Annotated in this window: 15 protein-coding genes; 10 read left to right on the top strand and 5 right to left on the bottom strand. The window is 40.3% G+C overall.

Annotation, left to right across the window (positions count from 1 at the left end; genetic code table 11):
* The first annotated feature begins 124 nt into the window (after positions 1-124).
* Positions 125-703: a peptide deformylase gene (gene def, locus Q8G36_RS25735; protein ID WP_230301983.1), complete on the top strand. Its 579-nt coding sequence runs from the start codon at positions 125-127 to the stop codon at positions 701-703.
* A gap of 152 nt (positions 704-855) precedes the next feature.
* On the opposite strand, the gene Q8G36_RS25730 is transcribed toward def, so the two are convergent.
* Positions 856-1,446, bottom strand: a complete 591-nt coding sequence (locus Q8G36_RS25730; RefSeq protein ID WP_305162623.1) for an SGNH/GDSL hydrolase family protein — start codon at positions 1,444-1,446, stop codon at positions 856-858.
* Between the two features lie 129 nt (positions 1,447-1,575).
* On the bottom strand, positions 1,576-3,090 hold the full coding sequence (locus Q8G36_RS25725; RefSeq protein WP_305162622.1) for an MDR family MFS transporter: 1,515 nt from the start codon (positions 3,088-3,090) through the stop codon (positions 1,576-1,578).
* A 129-nt stretch (positions 3,091-3,219) separates the two neighbouring features.
* On the opposite strand from Q8G36_RS25725, the gene Q8G36_RS25720 reads away from it, so the two are divergent.
* From Q8G36_RS25720 to Q8G36_RS25705, 4 genes are all read left to right on the top strand, one after another.
* Complete coding sequence (locus tag Q8G36_RS25720) at positions 3,220-3,699, top strand: MarR family transcriptional regulator (RefSeq protein ID WP_305162621.1); 480 nt, start codon at positions 3,220-3,222, stop codon at positions 3,697-3,699.
* Between the two features lie 188 nt (positions 3,700-3,887).
* Positions 3,888-4,733 (top strand): iron uptake system protein EfeO, encoded by an 846-nt coding sequence (gene efeO / locus Q8G36_RS25715; RefSeq protein WP_305162620.1) that lies wholly within the window; start codon positions 3,888-3,890, stop codon positions 4,731-4,733.
* Entirely contained in the window at positions 4,734-6,020 is a 1,287-nt protein-coding gene (gene efeB, locus Q8G36_RS25710; RefSeq protein WP_305162619.1) for an iron uptake transporter deferrochelatase/peroxidase subunit, read from the top strand.
* 75 nt (positions 6,021-6,095) lie between these two features.
* Positions 6,096-7,850, top strand: coding sequence for an FTR1 family iron permease (locus Q8G36_RS25705; RefSeq protein ID WP_305162618.1), 1,755 nt, complete (start codon positions 6,096-6,098; stop codon positions 7,848-7,850).
* Positions 7,851-7,891: 41 nt separating this feature from the next.
* Here Q8G36_RS25705 and Q8G36_RS25700 read toward each other — a convergent pair whose 3' ends face one another.
* A complete protein-coding gene (locus Q8G36_RS25700; RefSeq protein ID WP_305162617.1) occupies positions 7,892-8,317 on the bottom strand; it encodes a DUF4395 domain-containing protein in 426 nt (141 codons plus the stop codon).
* A 470-nt stretch (positions 8,318-8,787) separates the two neighbouring features.
* Here Q8G36_RS25700 and Q8G36_RS25695 point away from each other — a divergent pair, with 470 nt between their 5' ends.
* The 5 genes from Q8G36_RS25695 to Q8G36_RS25675 all read left to right on the top strand — a co-directional run bounded on the left by Q8G36_RS25695 (position 8,788) and on the right by Q8G36_RS25675 (position 16,135).
* Entirely contained in the window at positions 8,788-9,234 is a 447-nt protein-coding gene (locus tag Q8G36_RS25695) for a MerR family transcriptional regulator (protein WP_305162616.1), read from the top strand.
* Between the two features lie 181 nt (positions 9,235-9,415).
* Positions 9,416-10,732: a hemolysin family protein gene (locus Q8G36_RS25690; protein ID WP_370694125.1), complete on the top strand. Its 1,317-nt coding sequence runs from the start codon at positions 9,416-9,418 to the stop codon at positions 10,730-10,732.
* A 317-nt stretch (positions 10,733-11,049) separates the two neighbouring features.
* Positions 11,050-13,851 (top strand): response regulator, encoded by a 2,802-nt coding sequence (locus tag Q8G36_RS25685; protein ID WP_305162615.1) that lies wholly within the window; start codon positions 11,050-11,052, stop codon positions 13,849-13,851.
* Between the two features lie 28 nt (positions 13,852-13,879).
* On the top strand, positions 13,880-14,713 hold the full coding sequence (locus tag Q8G36_RS25680; RefSeq protein WP_305162614.1) for a CheR family methyltransferase: 834 nt from the start codon (positions 13,880-13,882) through the stop codon (positions 14,711-14,713).
* Positions 14,714-14,992: 279 nt separating this feature from the next.
* Positions 14,993-16,135, top strand: coding sequence for a PP2C family protein-serine/threonine phosphatase (locus tag Q8G36_RS25675; RefSeq protein ID WP_305162613.1), 1,143 nt, complete (start codon positions 14,993-14,995; stop codon positions 16,133-16,135).
* Between the two features lie 115 nt (positions 16,136-16,250).
* On the opposite strand, the gene Q8G36_RS25670 is transcribed toward Q8G36_RS25675, so the two are convergent.
* The gene (locus Q8G36_RS25670) at positions 16,251-16,421 is read right to left on the bottom strand and encodes a CsbD family protein (protein ID WP_305162612.1); all 171 of its coding nucleotides are present in this window, start codon (positions 16,419-16,421) and stop codon (positions 16,251-16,253) included.
* Between the two features lie 78 nt (positions 16,422-16,499).
* Positions 16,500-17,258 carry an alpha/beta hydrolase gene (locus Q8G36_RS25665; RefSeq protein ID WP_305162610.1) on the bottom strand — a complete coding sequence of 253 codons (759 nt, stop codon included), beginning with the start codon at positions 17,256-17,258 and terminating at the stop codon, positions 16,500-16,502.
* Positions 17,259-17,933 lie beyond the last annotated feature (675 nt).

The following is a 17,933-nucleotide window of genomic DNA, read 5'->3' as shown; positions in this document are numbered from 1 at the left end:
AATTTTGGGAATGGAGTCCGGATTTTTTAATCTAACCAGCATATTAGACTTTTTAAATGTGAAATGCTAAAGTGAAATGGTCTAAGTCATGAAAAAATAAAATGGTAGAAGAGTGTGAAGTTCTATGAGTAAATTTATAAAAGACTATATGATTACGATGAAGGATATCGTTAGAGAAGGGGATCCCATTCTGCGTCAGGTAACGGATGAAGTTAGCCTGCCGATTTCGGATGAAGATCGTGAAACGTTGGAATGCATGATGCAATACCTGAAAAACAGCCAGGACCCAAAACTCCAAAAGAAGTTCAACTTACGCGAAGGAGTTGGGTTGTCTGCAAATCAGATAGGCTTGAATAAACGCATGTTCGTCATGTATTTTCCCGACGAAAAGGGGAAGCTGTTTGAATATGCCCTTGTGAATCCAAAAATCATCAGTCATTCGGCCACAATGATCTATTTACCGCAAAGTGAAGGCTGCCTTTCTGTGGACCGTGATATTAAAGGATATGTACCGCGTTATGAACGGGTTAAAATCAAAGCGGTGGATGGTAATGGTGAGGAAATAGAGATGCGCCTGAAGGGCTTTGCTGCAATCGTGTTTCAACATGAGTTAGATCATTTAAACGGGATGATGTTTTATGACCGGATCAACACCGAAAACCCTTTCAAGCTTCCGGAAAACGTGGAAGTGAAAAGTCTGTAAGGCCAAAAAAGGCAAAGCGCCATGCTTTGCCTTTTTACTGTTTTATGGCTGCGGAAGCATATCCTCTTCCATAAGCTTCCGCAAATCACTGAATATGGCCAGGCTCATTTGCTGGTACCCTTCTGAAGTGAGGTGGATGCCATCATCGCTAATCAAGCGATCCAAGTCGCCGGAGGATTTAATATAGGATCGGAATCGATCAAAGGCACCTCTAGTTCCGCTGCAAGGTTTTTCAATTGGCGATTATACATCCCATGCCAATGCTCAATACCGCCGACATGGGAAACGAAATGCCCAATCGAATGACCGAATTTATCAGCGATGGATCTATAATACCTGGCAGGATCAAGTGGCGGGAGGGTTAAGAGGAAAGGTGTTACATGCTTGTCCTGAACCTGCTTGACAAGTTGTGTGATATTTTCCAGGTAGCGTTCGATTGGAACGATAGGCTTGTGGTCACCTTCTAGGTTCTTGGCTACTTCGTCCCAATGGAAGTTACAGTCGTTTCCACCGACCTCTATTAATACGATATCGGGATTTTCCGACATGACGTCTTTCTCGATCCGGCTAACCAACAGGTCGGAGTTGTCATTGAAAACCCCTTTATTCAAAACTTCCACGAATGGCAAAGATTCTGTTAGCTTAGCTAGGGAGTTCGGATAATTTTCTTTAATGATGCGAAGGCGCCCCCTAACATAAGAAATGCCTCTGGTTAAACTGTCTCCAAAACATACGATTTTCAAACTTATCACCTCGGTATTTGAATGTGTTACTTATAGTTTAGTAGTGGAGTGATTTTTCGGCAATCTTCACCTCCTTTATAGAAGGGAGATGAAAATAACAAAAAGCGCTGGAAGTGCAGCGCTTTTTGTTTATTGTAATGATTCCTTTTTTGAAGGTGTTTCCACTCTTGTTTTTCCCATGAAGAACACAGTGATAGCTGCAAGACCGATTGGAATGAGAGCCAAGGTGAATATCAATGATATCGAATCGGACATCGCATGAACGATTTTATCCAGGATAAAGTCCGGAATCTCCGCACGTGCGTCCGATTGGAAGAGCTGACGCGGGTCCTCCATCAATCCGGCTGTATCCGGACTTCCTTGCATTCCTTTAAACGCATCCGTCATTTTACTTGTGAATACATTGTTTTGAATTGCTCCATAAATCGTTACACCGAGTGTCATCCCAAAAGAACGGAGGAATGAGTTTGTTGAGTTGGCCGACCCCCTGAATCTAGGTTCCAAGTTGTGAATGGACGCAATAGGCAAAAGGGAGAAGGAAAAGCCCATGCCAAATCCAGTCAAAATCATGTACAAAGTTAGTGAAGTCCTGCTGGTATCAGGGGTGATGGTCCCTAATAAAAGCATTCCTGCAAAATAACAGATGACGGAAATCGTCATTAAGTTGCGAAAGCTTGTCTTTGTATTGAATATCCCGCCAACAGCACTGCCGAATACAGAACCAAGCATCATGGGAGTTAGAATCAATCCGGCATTTGTTGCCGAACCACCGTAAACTGCCTGCACGAAAATTGGGATATAGACGGTTAAAATAATGAATGTACCGCCATAAAGAATGGCTAAAATCTGAGAAGTGGCAAATAATCGCCTTTTAAACAGCCATAATGAAATGATTGGATCTTTTGCTCTTTTTTCGAAAAAGAAAAATGAAACGAAGAAAACCGCAAAACTGGCAAACAGACCTATGATAGGAGAGGAACTCCAGCCATACTCCCCGCCCAGTTCGAGAGCGAACATTAAGCTGATAACGGCAATGACGAGAGTTGCTGCGCCACCCCAATCAATTTTTTGCTCTTGAGTGTTGGGTGACTCCTTGTAATAATTCCAGATGAAAAATAAAGAAATGATCCCAATCGGAACATTGACGTAGAAAATCCAGTGCCAGCTGGAGTATTCAGTAATATAAGCACCTAAAAGTGGTCCCAATACGCTTGAGGCCCCAAATACAGCTCCGAAAAGGCCAGTTAATTTTCCGCGTTTTTCAGGTGGGAAAATATCAAAAATGATCGTGAAGGCTATAGGCATCAAAGCGCCTCCGCCTATCCCTTGGATTGCACGGAAGATACTTAACTGCACTATGCTCTGAGCCATGCCACATAATGCGGAACCGATCAAAAAGACTATAAGTCCAAAAATAAAAAACCTCTTTCTTCCATACATGTCGGAAAGCTTACCGAATATCGGCATACTTGCCATCGTGGCAACCATATAGGCAGATGTCACCCATACAAACTTATCAAATCCGCCTAAATCAGAAACGATCGTTCCCATTGCAGTCGCAACAATCGTATTATCCATTGCTGACATCAGGATACCCAATAGTAAACCGGCAACAATGAATTTTTGTTTTTTTTGAACGTTCATTTATTTTCCTCCTTCTTATCAACCAGCTAATGAATTTCCTTTACATCGATGAAGGGTAAACGTTAAGATGGAACAAAACATTTATCTTGAAAATCAAGATAAATTTAAGTGTAAAAGGGGTGGCATTTTATGTCAAGCGATAATAGGGTGAATGCAGCTCTGTTAGAGAGTTTAACACAGAGATTGCAGCGGTATGGAATGAGATCCGTTTTATTTCAACAAAATATGGCCCAGAAAATAGGGGTGTCCCATACGGACTTAAAGAGTGCTGAAATATTGAATGAAACAGGACCGATTACCGCCGGTGAATTATCCAAAATTACAGGATTGAGCACGGGCTCGGTTACGGCACTGATCAATCGCCTTGAGAAATCCGGTTATGTTAAAAGAGAACGAGATCAATTGGACGGAAGAAGGGTAATGATTGTGCCCATACCGGAAAGACAGGAACAGATTAAATTGCACTATCAATCGCTCTCTGTGGCCACAAAAGATTTATGCTCCGCTTATAATGAGCAAGAGCTAATATTGATCAATCAATTTGTTGAGGATATCACAAAAATCATGGACAAAGAGAATGACAAATTAATGAATGAACGTGAAAGGTAGCTGATGCAGGCTGCCTTTTTTATTTTAGCCAGCTGGGAGCTACTTATCCTGCGAAAGCAAAAGGGATAGAGTTGATTTTCTTTTAGAAGAGAATGAATAATGTCACGTTCCTTTAAAATATATATTGATAATGATTCTCATTATCTGCTAATATGAATCTACAAATCATTTCAAAGGGAGAATCCAAAATGAAGAAAGCAAAGGCGTCATTAGCAGTCTTACTATCAACCAGCCTATTATTTGGCTGTGCGCAGGAAAAGGAAGGAACTGAACAGGCAGATGATAATGCCAAAGAAGTGAGTGCGAGTAAGCTTGATGATGTATCTAGCGAGTACCGGGAATATGCCATTGGTGAAATAGAAGAGTTCGTAAACGCAACGGAAGAATTCACTACGGCCGTATCTGCCGGTGATATCGAAAAGGCGAAGGAATTATACGCACCAGCCCGCATGCATTATGAGAGAGCGGAACCCATCGCTGAAGTATTTGGGGATCTTGATCCCAAAATCGATGCGCGTGAAGGGGATGTCAAAGAGGAAGAATGGGGCGGTTACCATAAGATTGAAATGGGGTTATGGCAAGAAAATACAACGAAGGGATACAAAAAGTATGCAGATCAATTAATGAGTGATGTCAATTTGCTTCGAGCCAAAGTTGAAACGGTTGAGGTAACACCCGATTTGTTGATCACAGGTGCGGTGGACTTATTGAATGAAGTTTCCACGAGTAAAGTGACAGGAGAAGAGGACCGATACTCCCATACCGATTTATATGATTTCGTGGCAAATGTTGAAGGTGCAGAAAAGATTTATGATTTGCTTACTCCAGCTCTAAAAGAAAAGGACGCGAAGCTTGCTGCGGAAATCCAACAACGTTTTGACGATGTATACGGCTTGCTTGAAAAGCATAAGGAAGGGAATGGCTACATTTCATATACGGATTTAAAGGAATCTGAAATAAAAGAGTTAAGTCAAGCAATTGATGCATTAGCTGAACCACTTTCGCAAATAGGGATTGTAACGGAGGAATCTTAATTGAAAGAACATACGCCGAAAGATGAATCCGGACTTTTTACAAAAAAGGTAAGTCGTCGAAATATGTTGAAAACGGCAGGAGTCGGTGGAATTGGAGTCGTGCTAGGAGCATCTGGATTTGGCGGGCTGCTGACACTTTCTGAACAAAAGGCGAAGGGACAAACTAAGGATATTGTTCCTTTTTACGGAGCACATCAAGCGGGTATCACGACTGAAGCGCAAGATAACCTTTACTTCGCATCATTGGAAGTAACCACAGATAAAAGGTCCGACTTAATCCAGTTATTTAAGGATTGGACAGAGGCTGCTGCTCAGATGACAGCGGGGAATTTGATTGGCGAAGCATCACTTAATACTAATATGCCCCCAAAAGATACGGGAGAAGCGAAAGAATTATCACCTTCCAATTTAACGATCACTTTTGGAGTGGGGCCGACCCTGTTTTCAAAGGATGGCAAAGATCGATTTGGCTTGAAAACAAAAAGGCCTGCAGAATTAAAGGATCTGCCCAAATTCCCTTTAGATGCGTTAGATGATGAATGGAGCGGTGGGGATATTTGTATCCAAGCATGTGCAGATGATCTTCAAGTGGCTTTTCATGCCGTCCGGAACTTAGTGAGGATCGGCAGAGGGAAAACGATCATTCATTGGGCACAAACAGGTTTTCAACGGACTAAGCAAGCCGATTCACAAAAAACGACACCGCGAAACTTATTCGGGTTTAAGGATGGGACTGTCAATCCGGATACGAATGATAATAATGAAATGAATGAACATGTTTGGGTGAAGGAGGAGGACGGTCCTGACTGGCTTGTTGGAGGCAGTTATATGGTGGTGCGCCGAATCCAGATGTACATTGAAGTTTGGGACCGGACAATATTGAAAGAACAAGAAAATACGTTTGGCCGTCATCGTGACAGTGGAGCTCCACTAGGAATGAAGAATGAGTTCGATACCGTGGATCTCGAAGCTAAAGACCCAAATGGAAATCGGGTCATTCCAGAAGATTCGCATATGAGTCTCTCCAGGGGGGATGGAAAAGCAAAGATATTGCGGCGTCCCTATTCATATGCAGATGGAATGGATCCTAAAACAGGGAGCTTCAATGCCGGCTTGCTATTCATTTGTTTTCAGCGAAACCCAAGTAAACAATTCATACCTATACAAGAGAGACTAGCGAAAAATGATAAGCTCAACGAATATATCGTTCACAGGGGCAGTGCCATGTTCGCTTGTTTACCAGGTGTGAAAAAGGGTGGCTATATTGGGGATTCCCTTTTTGGATAAAATGAGGACGTGAAAATCGCCAGCATGGATATTATCCGGTTGGCGATTTTAGTTCATGAATAAGGAGGGACCAGTATGACCGTTTCTAGATGGAAGACTGGGATGTGGGTTTTAATAGTCAGCCTTTTATTTCTTTCGACTGATATAAGGATGGTTTCGGCGGGTGAAAACCATGATCAGCTTTTTGTTTATATTGGCGATAGTCTAATGAAGGTAAAATCCGGAGACCTTGAGGAAGTATCGAAAAATATCGATCTATTCGAGAATGATTGGAAAACGATGAAAACGGACAGCGAGAGTGCGAGGAAAGTCGACGATAGGCTATCCGCGGTAAAAAGTGCTGTGAGGGACCAAGCCTCCACAGATGAAATCAAGAAGCGATTATCGGCATTATCAAGTACGCTTGTTATTTATGATACCAATGTAAACCCTGTTGATAAGACGGACTATAAAGAACGGTTAGAAGCGATACTTCCTTTAATAGATAAGTTGGCCGCTTTGATAACTGAAGGTGACTTTGATCAAGCTAAAGTTCTATATACCGACCTCCTGAAACAATGGACCGGCGCAGAGGTCATTGTCAGGGAGAAAAGTGTTGCTGCATATGGTGAATTTGAAACGAAAATGGCATTTGTACGGATAGCGATTACTCAAGACCCCCCTGATTCGGAAAAAGCCCAAAGAAATCTAACTGAATTGAAGGGTCTAATCGAGGATTTCCTTGCTGGTAAAGTTGAAGAAGGAAGCCAGAAGAATACCTATTCACTTGGGGATGTAACGCAACTTTTACAAGGAAGTGCAACGGATATTGAAAAGGATGACATCGATTCCGCCGTTGATAAGCTAAATGAAATCTTAACAATTTGGCCTAATGTCGAAGGGGAGGTCTCCACAAGGGATAGCAAGCTTTACAGCGATATGGAAACGAAAGTCCCGACCGTAATCAGCCTATTGGAATCGAAAAAGGTAAAGTCGGAGGAAGCGAAGGGAATCGTATCCGATTTAAGCACAAGGTTACTCCCTTTAATTGATGATACGGGTTATACTACATGGGATGCCGCTCTGATCCTTTTACGGGAAGGGTTGGAAGCACTCTTGATTGTAGCTACATTATTGTCTTTCCTAAAGAAAATCGGGCAAGCGGACAAACAAAAATGGATTTGGACAGGGGTTGGTGCGGGTTTAGTTGCCAGTTCCATATTGGCGGTCATAATCAATATCGTTTTCTCTCAGATCACGGCTGCGTCAAGCCGGGAATATATTGAGGGAATCACCGGGATAATAGCCGTATCAATGATGTTGACAATTGGTCTTTGGCTTCATAGTAAATCGAATGTGCATGCATGGAATCGGTATATCGACAAGCAAATGAACCAAGCCATTGCGACGGGAAGCATCATCTCTTTCGCTTTAATCAGTTTTCTATCCATATTCCGTGAAGGTGCCGAGACGATTATCTTTTATGCTGGAATGGCTCCTTATATGGAATTAAAGCAGCTGCTGAGCGGGATTTTCCTTGCCTTCCTCATATTAGTGGTAATTGGTTTCATCATGCTGTGTTACAGTGTGAAATTACCGATGACCCTATTCTTTAAAGTGGCAACGATACTCATATATGCCTTGGCTTTCAAGATTCTTGGAGTCTCCATCCATTCACTTCAGGTTTCGCAAGTGATACAGACAAATACGATCAGCTCCTTCCCGTTTGTAGAAACGATAGGTCTTTATCCAACAATGGAAACTCTGGTGCCGCAAGCTGTATTAATATTGCTGATTGCATTGGCCGCCATTTGGGTCAAAAAGAGTAATTCCTTACGTGCAACCGAATAATAAAATGGGACTGACGCATGTCAGTCCCATTATGTGTGGTATTAGCGAATAGATCGGCGATAAGAATATTGCTTCCATTGATAAAGGATAAAGCAGCCGATGCAGAATCCAAGAATGGCTATGAGAGAAGCCATTCCGACCATCAAGATGAATATATAACCGGTAACATTCCAACCCAGCAAAAAAGAAGTGAATCCAAGTCCTAAGCAAACGACTGCTATGGCCTGGTTGAATTGTTGCTGTGAATGATCTTCTGGAATATAATCGGAGGGTTTCTTTTTCAGAAAGAGCTTGGCGAGACGCATCACTGGATTGAAATTAAAGAGAAGACCCAAAAGTCCTGCTGTTAAAGGAATCACTAATATCCATATTTGTCCCGTTAATAAGGCGGTGGCTACGCTTAACAAAATGACCCATTGATTCGTTCGTACTAAGGGACGGGGAATGGAGCGAATTTCACTCGTCATACTAATACCAACCTTTCTGATATGCTTTATTATATTTTATCTTTATTTTAATCACTTGTGAAGTCAAAAGCTAATAAAATAAAGTCAAGAACCACCTTGTTTACAATAATTTTAATTTAGTATTGATTATTATAATAAAGGTAGTATAATATGTATAACAAGAAATTAAAGTGAGGAGGACAGTATAAATGGTAGCAAAAGTTTGTGATACATGTGGAACACCCATAAAAAAGCTAAAGCATTCTTCCCTATGCCAATGCGGTCCTAAGATATTGAGCAATCAATTCTCAGTTAAAACAAAAAAATAAATCCGTGGATTAAATTATAAATTAAACCGATTATTCAATTAATCGGTTTTTGTTTTTCCAATGAAGGGTAAAGAGGATAATAAATATTTTTCATTTCAATTAAAATAATGTACGATTAGAGAATAGAATAAAACGTCATGGAGGAAAGGACATACTTTCAGCTTGTCAAACCATCACGTGACGGTTAGGAGGGGTTATGTTGGGAACGAGACTTTAAAAATTGGCGAGTTGGCGGAAATGGCGAACGTTACGAAACGAACCGTAGATTATTATACGAACATAGGCTTGCTTAAAGCAGAACGTTCCGCCTCTAATTACCGTTATTATTCAGTCGGTGAACTTGAAAGGCTCCGCCGTATCGAAGGATACAAAAGAGAAAACCTTTCATTGGAAGATATTAAAGAAATACTTAAAAATGATAAGGAAGCCGCATCCGCAATTGCGGAAAAAGGTCTTCAACTCAAGAATAAAATGGGTGGCCTGAACGAAGAACTTCAGGAATTCATCAGCTTGATTGAAAAGGACGGAAAAAGTGAGCTTCTTCTAAAAAAACAGATATCCCGTGAAAGCATGGCCTTGATCCAATCATTACTAGGGTTGCTGGTATGATTAAATTTTATCTTTATAGTTTTATGCACAAAGGTGCATATTAACGATATAGGCTAAATGGTTTTGGTTCATGTTATAAGGCGAAAATCGCCTTTTTGAAACGAAAATAACCATTTATACAGGAGGTGCTTGGGATTAAGCCATACATGTCCAATCCGAAGGTCAGAAGGTTAGGCACTATATGGCGAACCCGCACATATTGGAGATTTTTATAAAATTATTAGCAGTAGCTGTATTAATAGCATTAACCGCATTTTTCGTTGCATCGGAATTTGCAATCGTGAAAGTCAGAAGTTCCCGAATCAATCAGTTGATTGAAGAAGGGCATAGAAATGCCCTCGCAGCCAAGAAAGTGACATCACATATCGATGAGTACTTATCTGCCTGTCAATTGGGGATTACGGTAACCGCCTTAGGCTTAGGGGTATTGGGTGAACCGACGGTCGAGGCGATCTTAAATCCATTGTTCACTAAATGGGGACTAGAGGAGTCCGTAAGTCATATCATCTCGTTCCTGATCGCGTTCGGTTCTGTAACATTCCTTCATGTTGTTGTCGGCGAACTGGCACCGAAAACGGTTGCGATTCAAAAGGCAGAAGAGGTAACCTTGCTATTTGCAAAGCCGTTAATTCTCTTTTACCGCATTTTGTACCCATTCATTTGGTTACTGAATGGTTCTGCACGTCTCCTGACAGGCATGTTCGGATTAAAGCCTGCATCCGAGTCCGAAATGGCCCATTCCGAAGAAGAGCTGCGCATCATTTTATCGGAAAGCTATAAAAGCGGTGAGATCAACCAATCGGAATACAAATATGTAAATCAGATATTTGAATTTGATGAGCGTATTGCCAATGAAATCATGGTTCCGCGTACGGAAATGACCGTTATCGAAAAGGGCATGCCATTATTGGAAGTTGTTGAACTGATTCAAGAAGAACAATATACAAGGTATCCGGTCATAGACGGTGATAAAGACAATGTCGTGGGAATGGTTAATATCAAGAGACTTTATACAGCGACGATTACAGAAGATAATGTAACAGCTTTGACGGTGGATTCCTTTGTAACACCCATCATCCGTGTTCTTGAAACGATCGCCATTCATGATCTGCTGCTGAAAATGCAGAAGGAACGGATCCATATGGCTGTTTTGACTGATGAATATGGCGGAACTGCTGGTCTTGTTACGGTTGAAGATATCCTTGAAGAAATCGTTGGGGAAATCCGTGATGAATTTGACCAGGATGAACGTCCGCTCATTCAAAAAATTGATGAAGGGCATTATGTGTTTGACGCAAAAACATTGGTTGAAGACGTAAATGATACCCTTGCGATCGATTTGCCGGAGGAAGATATCGATACATTGGGAGGTTGGTTCCTGACCGGCAGATTTGAGATTGCTGTCGGGGATAAAATTGAGTACGCCGGATATGAATTTACTGTAAAGGAAATGGACGGCCACCATGTTTTATATGTTGAAGTGAAGAAGATTAAATAAATAGGATCACAACAAGAGCCGAAAGATGAAACTTTCGGCTTTTATTATGTCCTAAGGTACGAACAAGTCAATTTGGTAACGATGGGTAAGGCAGACTGTTACTTAATTGGAAAAGGAATTCATTTAAAAAAACACTGTAGGTAACTATTTTAACCTAGAAAATGTTAAAATTGACTTTGAGCATGAATCTATCTATATATCATTTTAATATAAGGGGAAATTCTTCAAAAAGTAATACTAAAGATAGCATTAAGATTTATTTTGCAGTGCCGTTTATTTCGGGCTGGTATAAATAAGTTTGGAAAGTGGGCGGGAAAATGAGTTTTAAGAAGAAGCAAATGTTGGGATTTGGCTTGATCTTGCTTTTCTTGGCTATTTTACTTTCTTTCATGATGGTTACGCTTAACAATTTAAAGAGCAGCATGACTGAAATAGTTGAAAATCGCTATGAAAAAGTTCAAGATTCGATGGAAATCCGTCAGTTGTTTTCTAGGTCGGACCGTGAGATTTTGTTTGCAGCTAATGATGCAAACAAAGAAGAAAGAGCAGAGAGCCTCGATATCATCAATGAAAATCATAGTTTGATTGAATCAAAAATTGCTGGGTTATCAGGTTCGTTAAATAAGGCTAAAGCAAAGCAATTATTGAAAGAGTTCGAGACTCAATATGCTTCTTACTCCATAACAGAGGCTGAAATCATCCAAAAGATAAAATCGGGAAACTCATCGGATGATCTTTCAAGCCTAATGGAGGACCAGAGGGAAAAACGAACGAAAGTCATCAGTACGATGGATGACTTTAAGGATTACCAAGAAGGTGTCATGAAAGACACATTAAGTAATTCGAAACAAACCTATGAAGATATGATCGGTTTTGTGATTTTGGCGGTTATTCTCAGCATTTTGGTTATTTCCGTAACAGTTGTTTGGATGATTCGCAGTACATCGAGAGATCTGCAATCGATTACGAAGGTCATCAAAAATATCGATTTTAAAAATTTATCGGACATACCAAGAATTCCGGTTCGGACTACTGATGAAATTGGTGAAATAGCGAGATCGTTCAATGAAATGGCGGATTCGCTTGAAGCTTATAATCAAAAAGAGAAAGATTTCACCGAAAAGATCAGCGGACAGAATTGGATCCAGACCCGTGTTGCAGATATAGCTACCATGTATCAGCGCATTGTTGATGTGGAAGTCCTGGCTGACCGGTTCATTACAAGACTTGCACCGATGATGGGAGCTTCAATTGGAGCTTTTTACGTCAAACGGGGTGAGGGTGTGGATATGCGTTTTGTGAAGCTTGCCAGCTTTGCTGGAGATGGCGAAGACTCAGGCAGACGTGAATTCCGTCTTGGCGAAGGTTTGATCGGACAATGCGCCCTTGAAAAGAAATCTAAAGTCATTGACGATATCCCTGAAGATTTTCAATTGGTTACGACAGGATTGGGGCAAGTCAACCCGAAAAGCATTGTCATTGCGCCAGTCGTTTTTGAGGATGAAGTGGTAGCAATGGTTGAACTGGCGAGTTTGGAGGCCTTTACGAAGCTGCAAAAACATTTCTTGAACCAGGTTCTTGATACTCTGGGCATCACGATTAATAATGTAGAGGGCCGGATGGAAATAGAGCGTTTATTAAAAGAATCACAGGCACAGACCGAAGAGTTACAGGCGCAATCGGAAGAATTGCAATCACAGTCAGAGGAAATGCAAGCCCAATCGGAGGAACTTCAAACACAGGCTGAAGAGCTGCGGATGATCAATGAACAATTAGAAGAGAGAAACCGTGAAACGGAAGAAAAATCGAAAGAGCTTCAAGTCGCAAAACAAAATCTTGAAAAACAGGCGGAAGAATTAAAGTTAAGTTCCAAATATAAATCCGAATTCATGGCAAATATGTCCCATGAATTGCGAACACCGCTCAATAGTATTCTGATTTTATCAGAAATGCTTTCAGATCCAAATGATAGTAAATTAAATGAAGAGCAACAGGAATTCGCCCGTGTCATTAATTCATCAGGCCAAGACTTATTAACGTTGATCAATGACATTTTGGATTTATCAAAAGTTGAAGTCGGAAAGCTTGAAGTGGTCTTTGACGAAATGAATTTGAGTGAACTTCCTGAGTTATTGCACCGTAACTTCGATCATGTAGCGAAGAAAAAGAACATTGACTTTATAATAGAAAAAAGTAAAAACGTTCCGGATATTTTCTTTACGGATGAACAGCGCTTCCAGCAAATTTTGAAAAACTTGTTATCCAATGCATTTAAATTCACGGAAAAAGGTTCTGTGTCTGTCCAAATCAAAAAAGCTGATGAAGAAAATGTTGCACAATGGATACAGACAAAAGGAGCTAGCAATTGGGTTGAAATTAAGGTGACGGATACGGGTATCGGAATATCAAAAGAGAAGCAAAAACTTATTTTTGAAGCGTTCCAGCAAGGTGACGGAGCTACAATGAGAAAATATGGCGGTACTGGACTTGGGCTATCGATTTGCCGGGAGTTTGCCAAACTTCTGGGAGGCTGGGTCATTGTAGATAGTGAAGAAGGGCAAGGCAGTACCTTTACTCTCTTTATTCCAAGCATGCCAGAGGGCTTCAAAAATGTCGGCGAAGCAATAGCTGCTTCTCCAGAAGTGGCAGCAGCTAACCACGATGATTCTTCCGCGCCTTTTGGCGGTCAGGGAGAACCGGATGTAGTTATAATGGATGAAGAAGATCGGGATAAAGCCAAACCATTCTGCAATAAAACAGTACTGGTCGTCGATGATGATCACCGTAATATATTCGCTCTGAAAAATGCGCTGAAGCATGAGGGGATGGAAATCCTTACAGCTGAAAACGGCTACGAATGTTTGGAACTCCTTGAAAAAGGAAACGATATAGATGTTATTTTGATGGATATCATGATGCCAGGCATGGACGGTTACGAAACGATGACCAGAATTCGCGAGCAAAGTAAGTTCGAGGATCTTCCAATCATCGCGCTAACTGCGAAAGCGATGAAAGGCGATAGGGAAAAATGCCTGAAGGCCGGCGCTTCCGATTATGTCAGCAAGCCATTAAAATTGGATCAGCTGCTATCCGTCCTAAGAGTATGGCTGACTAATTGATTGATAGTACGGGTAAGGAAGGTTTTGCATGAAGGATACTTTAACGATTGAAGAAAGAGAAGATTTAGAAATCGAATTATTGTTAGAGGCCATTTATTCCGTTTCTGGCTTTGACTTTCGCAAATATATGCGTTCTTCAATAAAAAGAAGAGTTGAAAATAGAATGAGACTGGACCATATTCGCAGGATTAGCGGAATGATAGAAATGGTTTTATATGAAAAAGGGTATGTCGAGAAGCTTTTGAAAGATTTTTCAATAAATGTCACTGAAATGTTTCGTGATCCGGAGTTCTTTAAAGCCTTTCGTTTAAATATTGTACCGCTACTGAAAAAACTTCCTGAAATCAGAATTTGGCATGCGGGTTGTTCAACCGGTGAAGAAGCCTTTTCCATGGCGATCATCCTCAAGGAAGAAGGACTTTATGATAAGGCAAGGATTTATGCCACTGATATGAATGATGAAGTCCTCCGTCATGCAGGAAAAGGAATATTACCTTTAAATAGAATGCAGTCTTATACGAAAAACTATTTGCAAGCTGGAGGTAACCGGGAATTTTCGGAGTATTATACAACCGATTATCAAAATGCTTATCTTGATTCGAATCTCCTTAAAAACATTGTGTTTTTCCAGCATAATTTAGTTACAGATGGTTCGTTCAATGAGTTTCATATCATCATGTGCCGGAATGTGATGATTTACTTTACCGGTGAATTACAGACCTATGTTAATCAGTTGTTTTATGACAGTCTTTGTAAAGACGGCTTCCTTGCGGTTGGCAGCAAGGAAACACTTCATACATCATCCTTTTCGGGAGATTATGAGGACTTTGACTCAAAGGAACGAATTTATCGGAAGTTGTAAAAGAAAGAGTTCGCATATAAGCGGACTCTTTCTTTTTAATTTAGTGAATCATTTTGCGCTTTTTTTGCATTTCTATGTTTAAGGTATCGGAAGAAGGGGTATAAACAATGAGTTGGTATCCATGCAGACCCACTACTGTGGTTTCTTATTATTAAAAGAGACTGAACTTCGTTATAATATAATAGAAAAATCCCTATTAAGGGAGCTTTATTAAAGTGCTGTTCTATATAAAAAAGATAAATGTTGCCGTTCGATATAAGCCAAAAGGGGAATGAAAGAATGACGATTTTAATCGTAGATGATAACCAGGTTAACCTTTTCGTTATAGAGAAAATTCTAAAACGAGCTGGCTATACGGATTTTCTATCATTAACTTCAGCTGTTGAGATGTTTGAATATTTACAGGTGGATAGTCCGCAACCTAAAGAGACTTCAGTTGACATCATTCTGCTTGATATCATGATGCCGGAGATCGATGGGATAGAGGCGTGCAGGAGACTTCAAAGTATTCCACACCTTAGAGATATACCCGTCATTTTTGTGACCGCCCTTGAAGATTCAAACAAGGTGGCCGAGGCACTTGATGTTGGCGGAATTGATTATATAATGAAGCCTATCAATAAAATAGATTTACTTGCGAGGATTCGCGTGGGGTTAAGACTTAAATATGAAAAAGATTGGCATAAAATGCAGGATGAAAAAATCCGCAATGAATTGGATCTTTCCATGCAGGTTCAAAGCAGCTTATTAAGTGAACCCATTATAAATGACCACTTAACTATAAGGGCATCATACTTACCTGCGAATAAATTAGCAGGGGATATGTACTATTGGCACCGTATCGATGAAAATCGGTATGGGATCATCCTGTTGGATATGATGGGGCATGGCATATCCGCCTCACTTGTGTGCATGTTCATTTCCTCCGTATTGAGGGATGCCATCAGGACACATACGGATCCAGTGGCAGTAATAAACGAAATGAATCGCTGGATGAGTACCCTTAATAAAGAAGATAATCAAGTGCATTATTATTTTACCGCGATCTATATGATCATTGATACAGAGCAAAAGACAGTGGAATATGTGAATGCCGGACATCCTCCGGGATTTGCTTTAATGGACGATGGAAAAGTGGCCTCACTTTCAAAAGGGACATGTCCTGTTGGGTTCTTCACCGAGATGAAAATAGAGAAGTCCGTCATTCATTATGAAGAGAAGATTCAGCTTATGTTATTTACGGATGGAGTCATGGAAGCAATAGATCGAGAAGGGACGGAAGGGCTCGACCAAATAAAAGATGCGGTCTCGACGAGATGGTTTGATTGTAAAGAATCTCCCCCTATCGATTTTTTGATGTCCCCGGAAATGCAGCAAGATCAACCTGATGATATGTGTGTTGTTGTTATTCAAGCAAATTGAAGAAGTAAAGAGGCGGCAGATTATCTGCCGCCTCTTTTCTATAAATGGGGGGTCACTTATACATGAAATGAGAATGTTCGTCAAGAGAGTGAATCATGTATTCGGCTATTTGCAATTAACGGTCATTTTTCAATTTACCAATGCCATCTTGGAGATTGCCTTTTAATTTATCGACTTTACCTTCTGCTTGTAAGTGAGGATCATTTTTCGCGTTTCCGACTTGGTCTTTCGTTTCACCTTTAACTTTATTTACAGTACTTTTTAATTTGTCTGATAAACCGCTCATTATGTTACCTCCTTTTTCTTTATATACTATATATACCCATGAAGTGTATGGGTAAACCTGATTTATATGGAGAAGAGTTTAAGAAGCGATTATTGCCCTTTTACTTAACCTTTGAATGAACTGATATGACCGTTCAATGATATGATCTTTGTCATGATCCAACGAGGCCACATGATATGAATTTAAAAGGGGGGCCATCTCTTTATCACCGGACATGACAGTATCGTAAATATGATAGGAACACGAGTCTGGTACAACGTGATCTTCTGGAGAATGGAAGAGAAGTATCGGGCACGAAACGTCTATTAGTTTTTGACTGGTGTGTTCCATTATATCAAGCAATTGATTAATCGCTTTTGAAGGAACTTGGTCATATGTGATTTCTTTAGTTGTATCGTCTTTTATGTCAGGCTTGCCTTCAGGAACGAAGCGTGGAACCGATTGGGTACGATATATTTCATATTCAGGAACTTGGAGAGCGGCATTGATGGTGAGAATTCCATCGCAAGCCACTTTTGCCGCTAAATCGAGAACAAGGGCGCCTCCCATTGATTGTCCGATGGCGAATACATGGGTGCAGGTTCGCTTTAATTTTGCATAAGCCATTTCAACATCTTGAATCCACTCCTGATAATGACTCGTTTCCATTTCATATTCATCCGTTCCATGGCCCGCCAGTCGAGGAGCGAAGACAGTAAAGCCTTTGGCTGCGAATTTTTCACCTAAATACCTTACGCTTTGTGGCGTTCCGTTAAAACCATGGCAAATAAGAATGCCGATAGAATTGCCGGGTAAGAAAAAAGATTCCGCACCTGGTATTACCATTGCTGCTGTCATATTCCCATCTCCTTTAATTTAGCTAAGTTTTATTGAAAGAAAGTTTATAAATAAAATTAACTATTCCGATTATTTTACTTGGTTATATAATAGCATAATGAAAATTGTGAAGTCAACTTGGTTATATTCCAAACTTCATTATCATTAAGTAGCATTAAAAAAGGATATAAAGATACTTATTAGGTCTATTCCACGTATGGTTGCCATTCCTTCTATTATATAAGTGCTGTCATGGAATTGTTGATAAACTGAAGAAGCATATAACCGGTTCAAGATTTAAATATAAGAAATGGAGAAAAACCGTTGACTTTAAAGTGAAATGGGATTAATATAAATAAGCACCAACTAAGACAAACGAAAAACTTCATCGCTTTTGGCTGATTGCTGAAAGAAATAATAACTATTGACTTCTTACTATGAAAATGATAAGATGAAATGGTCGCTGAAAAACACAGCGATTTAAAATAAGTTAAAAACTTCGCAGAAGTTGACAACTAATCAATAAGATGTTATGATGAATAAACAAGCCGTTCGAAAGAACGATTGTGAAATTGCTCTTTGAAAACTGAACAAAACAAAGCGCCAACGTTAAATTTTAAGTGAGCACACACTATCAAAAAAGCAAATGAGCAAGTCAAACATTTCTTCGGAGAGTTTGATCCTGGCTCAGGACGA

Source organism: Peribacillus frigoritolerans (assembly GCF_030676415.1).
Taxonomy (GTDB): Bacteria; Bacillota; Bacilli; order Bacillales; family DSM-1321; genus Peribacillus; species Peribacillus frigoritolerans_A.
The sequence above is the reverse complement of the archived record's forward strand: the minus strand, read 5'-3'. Positions and strand labels throughout refer to the sequence as shown.

Bases quoted from the DNA above. Each gene is read 5' to 3' on its own strand.
- Q8G36_RS25670 (WP_305162612.1), bottom strand. From the start codon at position 16,421: ATGAGCGGTTTATCAGACAAATTAAAAAGTACTGTAAATAAAGTTAAA.
- Q8G36_RS25690 (WP_370694125.1), top strand. From the start codon at position 9,416: ATGGCGAACCCGCACATATTGGAGATTTTTATAAAATTATTAGCAGTA.
- Q8G36_RS25680 (WP_305162614.1), top strand. From the start codon at position 13,880: ATGAAGGATACTTTAACGATTGAAGAAAGAGAAGATTTAGAAATCGAA.
- efeO (WP_305162620.1), top strand. From the start codon at position 3,888: ATGAAGAAAGCAAAGGCGTCATTAGCAGTCTTACTATCAACCAGCCTA.
- Q8G36_RS25725 (WP_305162622.1), bottom strand. From the start codon at position 3,090: ATGAACGTTCAAAAAAAACAAAAATTCATTGTTGCCGGTTTACTATTG.
- Q8G36_RS25675 (WP_305162613.1), top strand. From the start codon at position 14,993: ATGACGATTTTAATCGTAGATGATAACCAGGTTAACCTTTTCGTTATA.
- Q8G36_RS25700 (WP_305162617.1), bottom strand. From the start codon at position 8,317: ATGACGAGTGAAATTCGCTCCATTCCCCGTCCCTTAGTACGAACGAAT.
- Q8G36_RS25705 (WP_305162618.1), top strand. From the start codon at position 6,096: ATGACCGTTTCTAGATGGAAGACTGGGATGTGGGTTTTAATAGTCAGC.
- Q8G36_RS25685 (WP_305162615.1), top strand. From the start codon at position 11,050: ATGAGTTTTAAGAAGAAGCAAATGTTGGGATTTGGCTTGATCTTGCTT.
- def (WP_230301983.1), top strand. From the start codon at position 125: ATGAGTAAATTTATAAAAGACTATATGATTACGATGAAGGATATCGTT.
- Q8G36_RS25720 (WP_305162621.1), top strand. From the start codon at position 3,220: ATGTCAAGCGATAATAGGGTGAATGCAGCTCTGTTAGAGAGTTTAACA.
- Q8G36_RS25665 (WP_305162610.1), bottom strand. From the start codon at position 17,258: ATGACAGCAGCAATGGTAATACCAGGTGCGGAATCTTTTTTCTTACCC.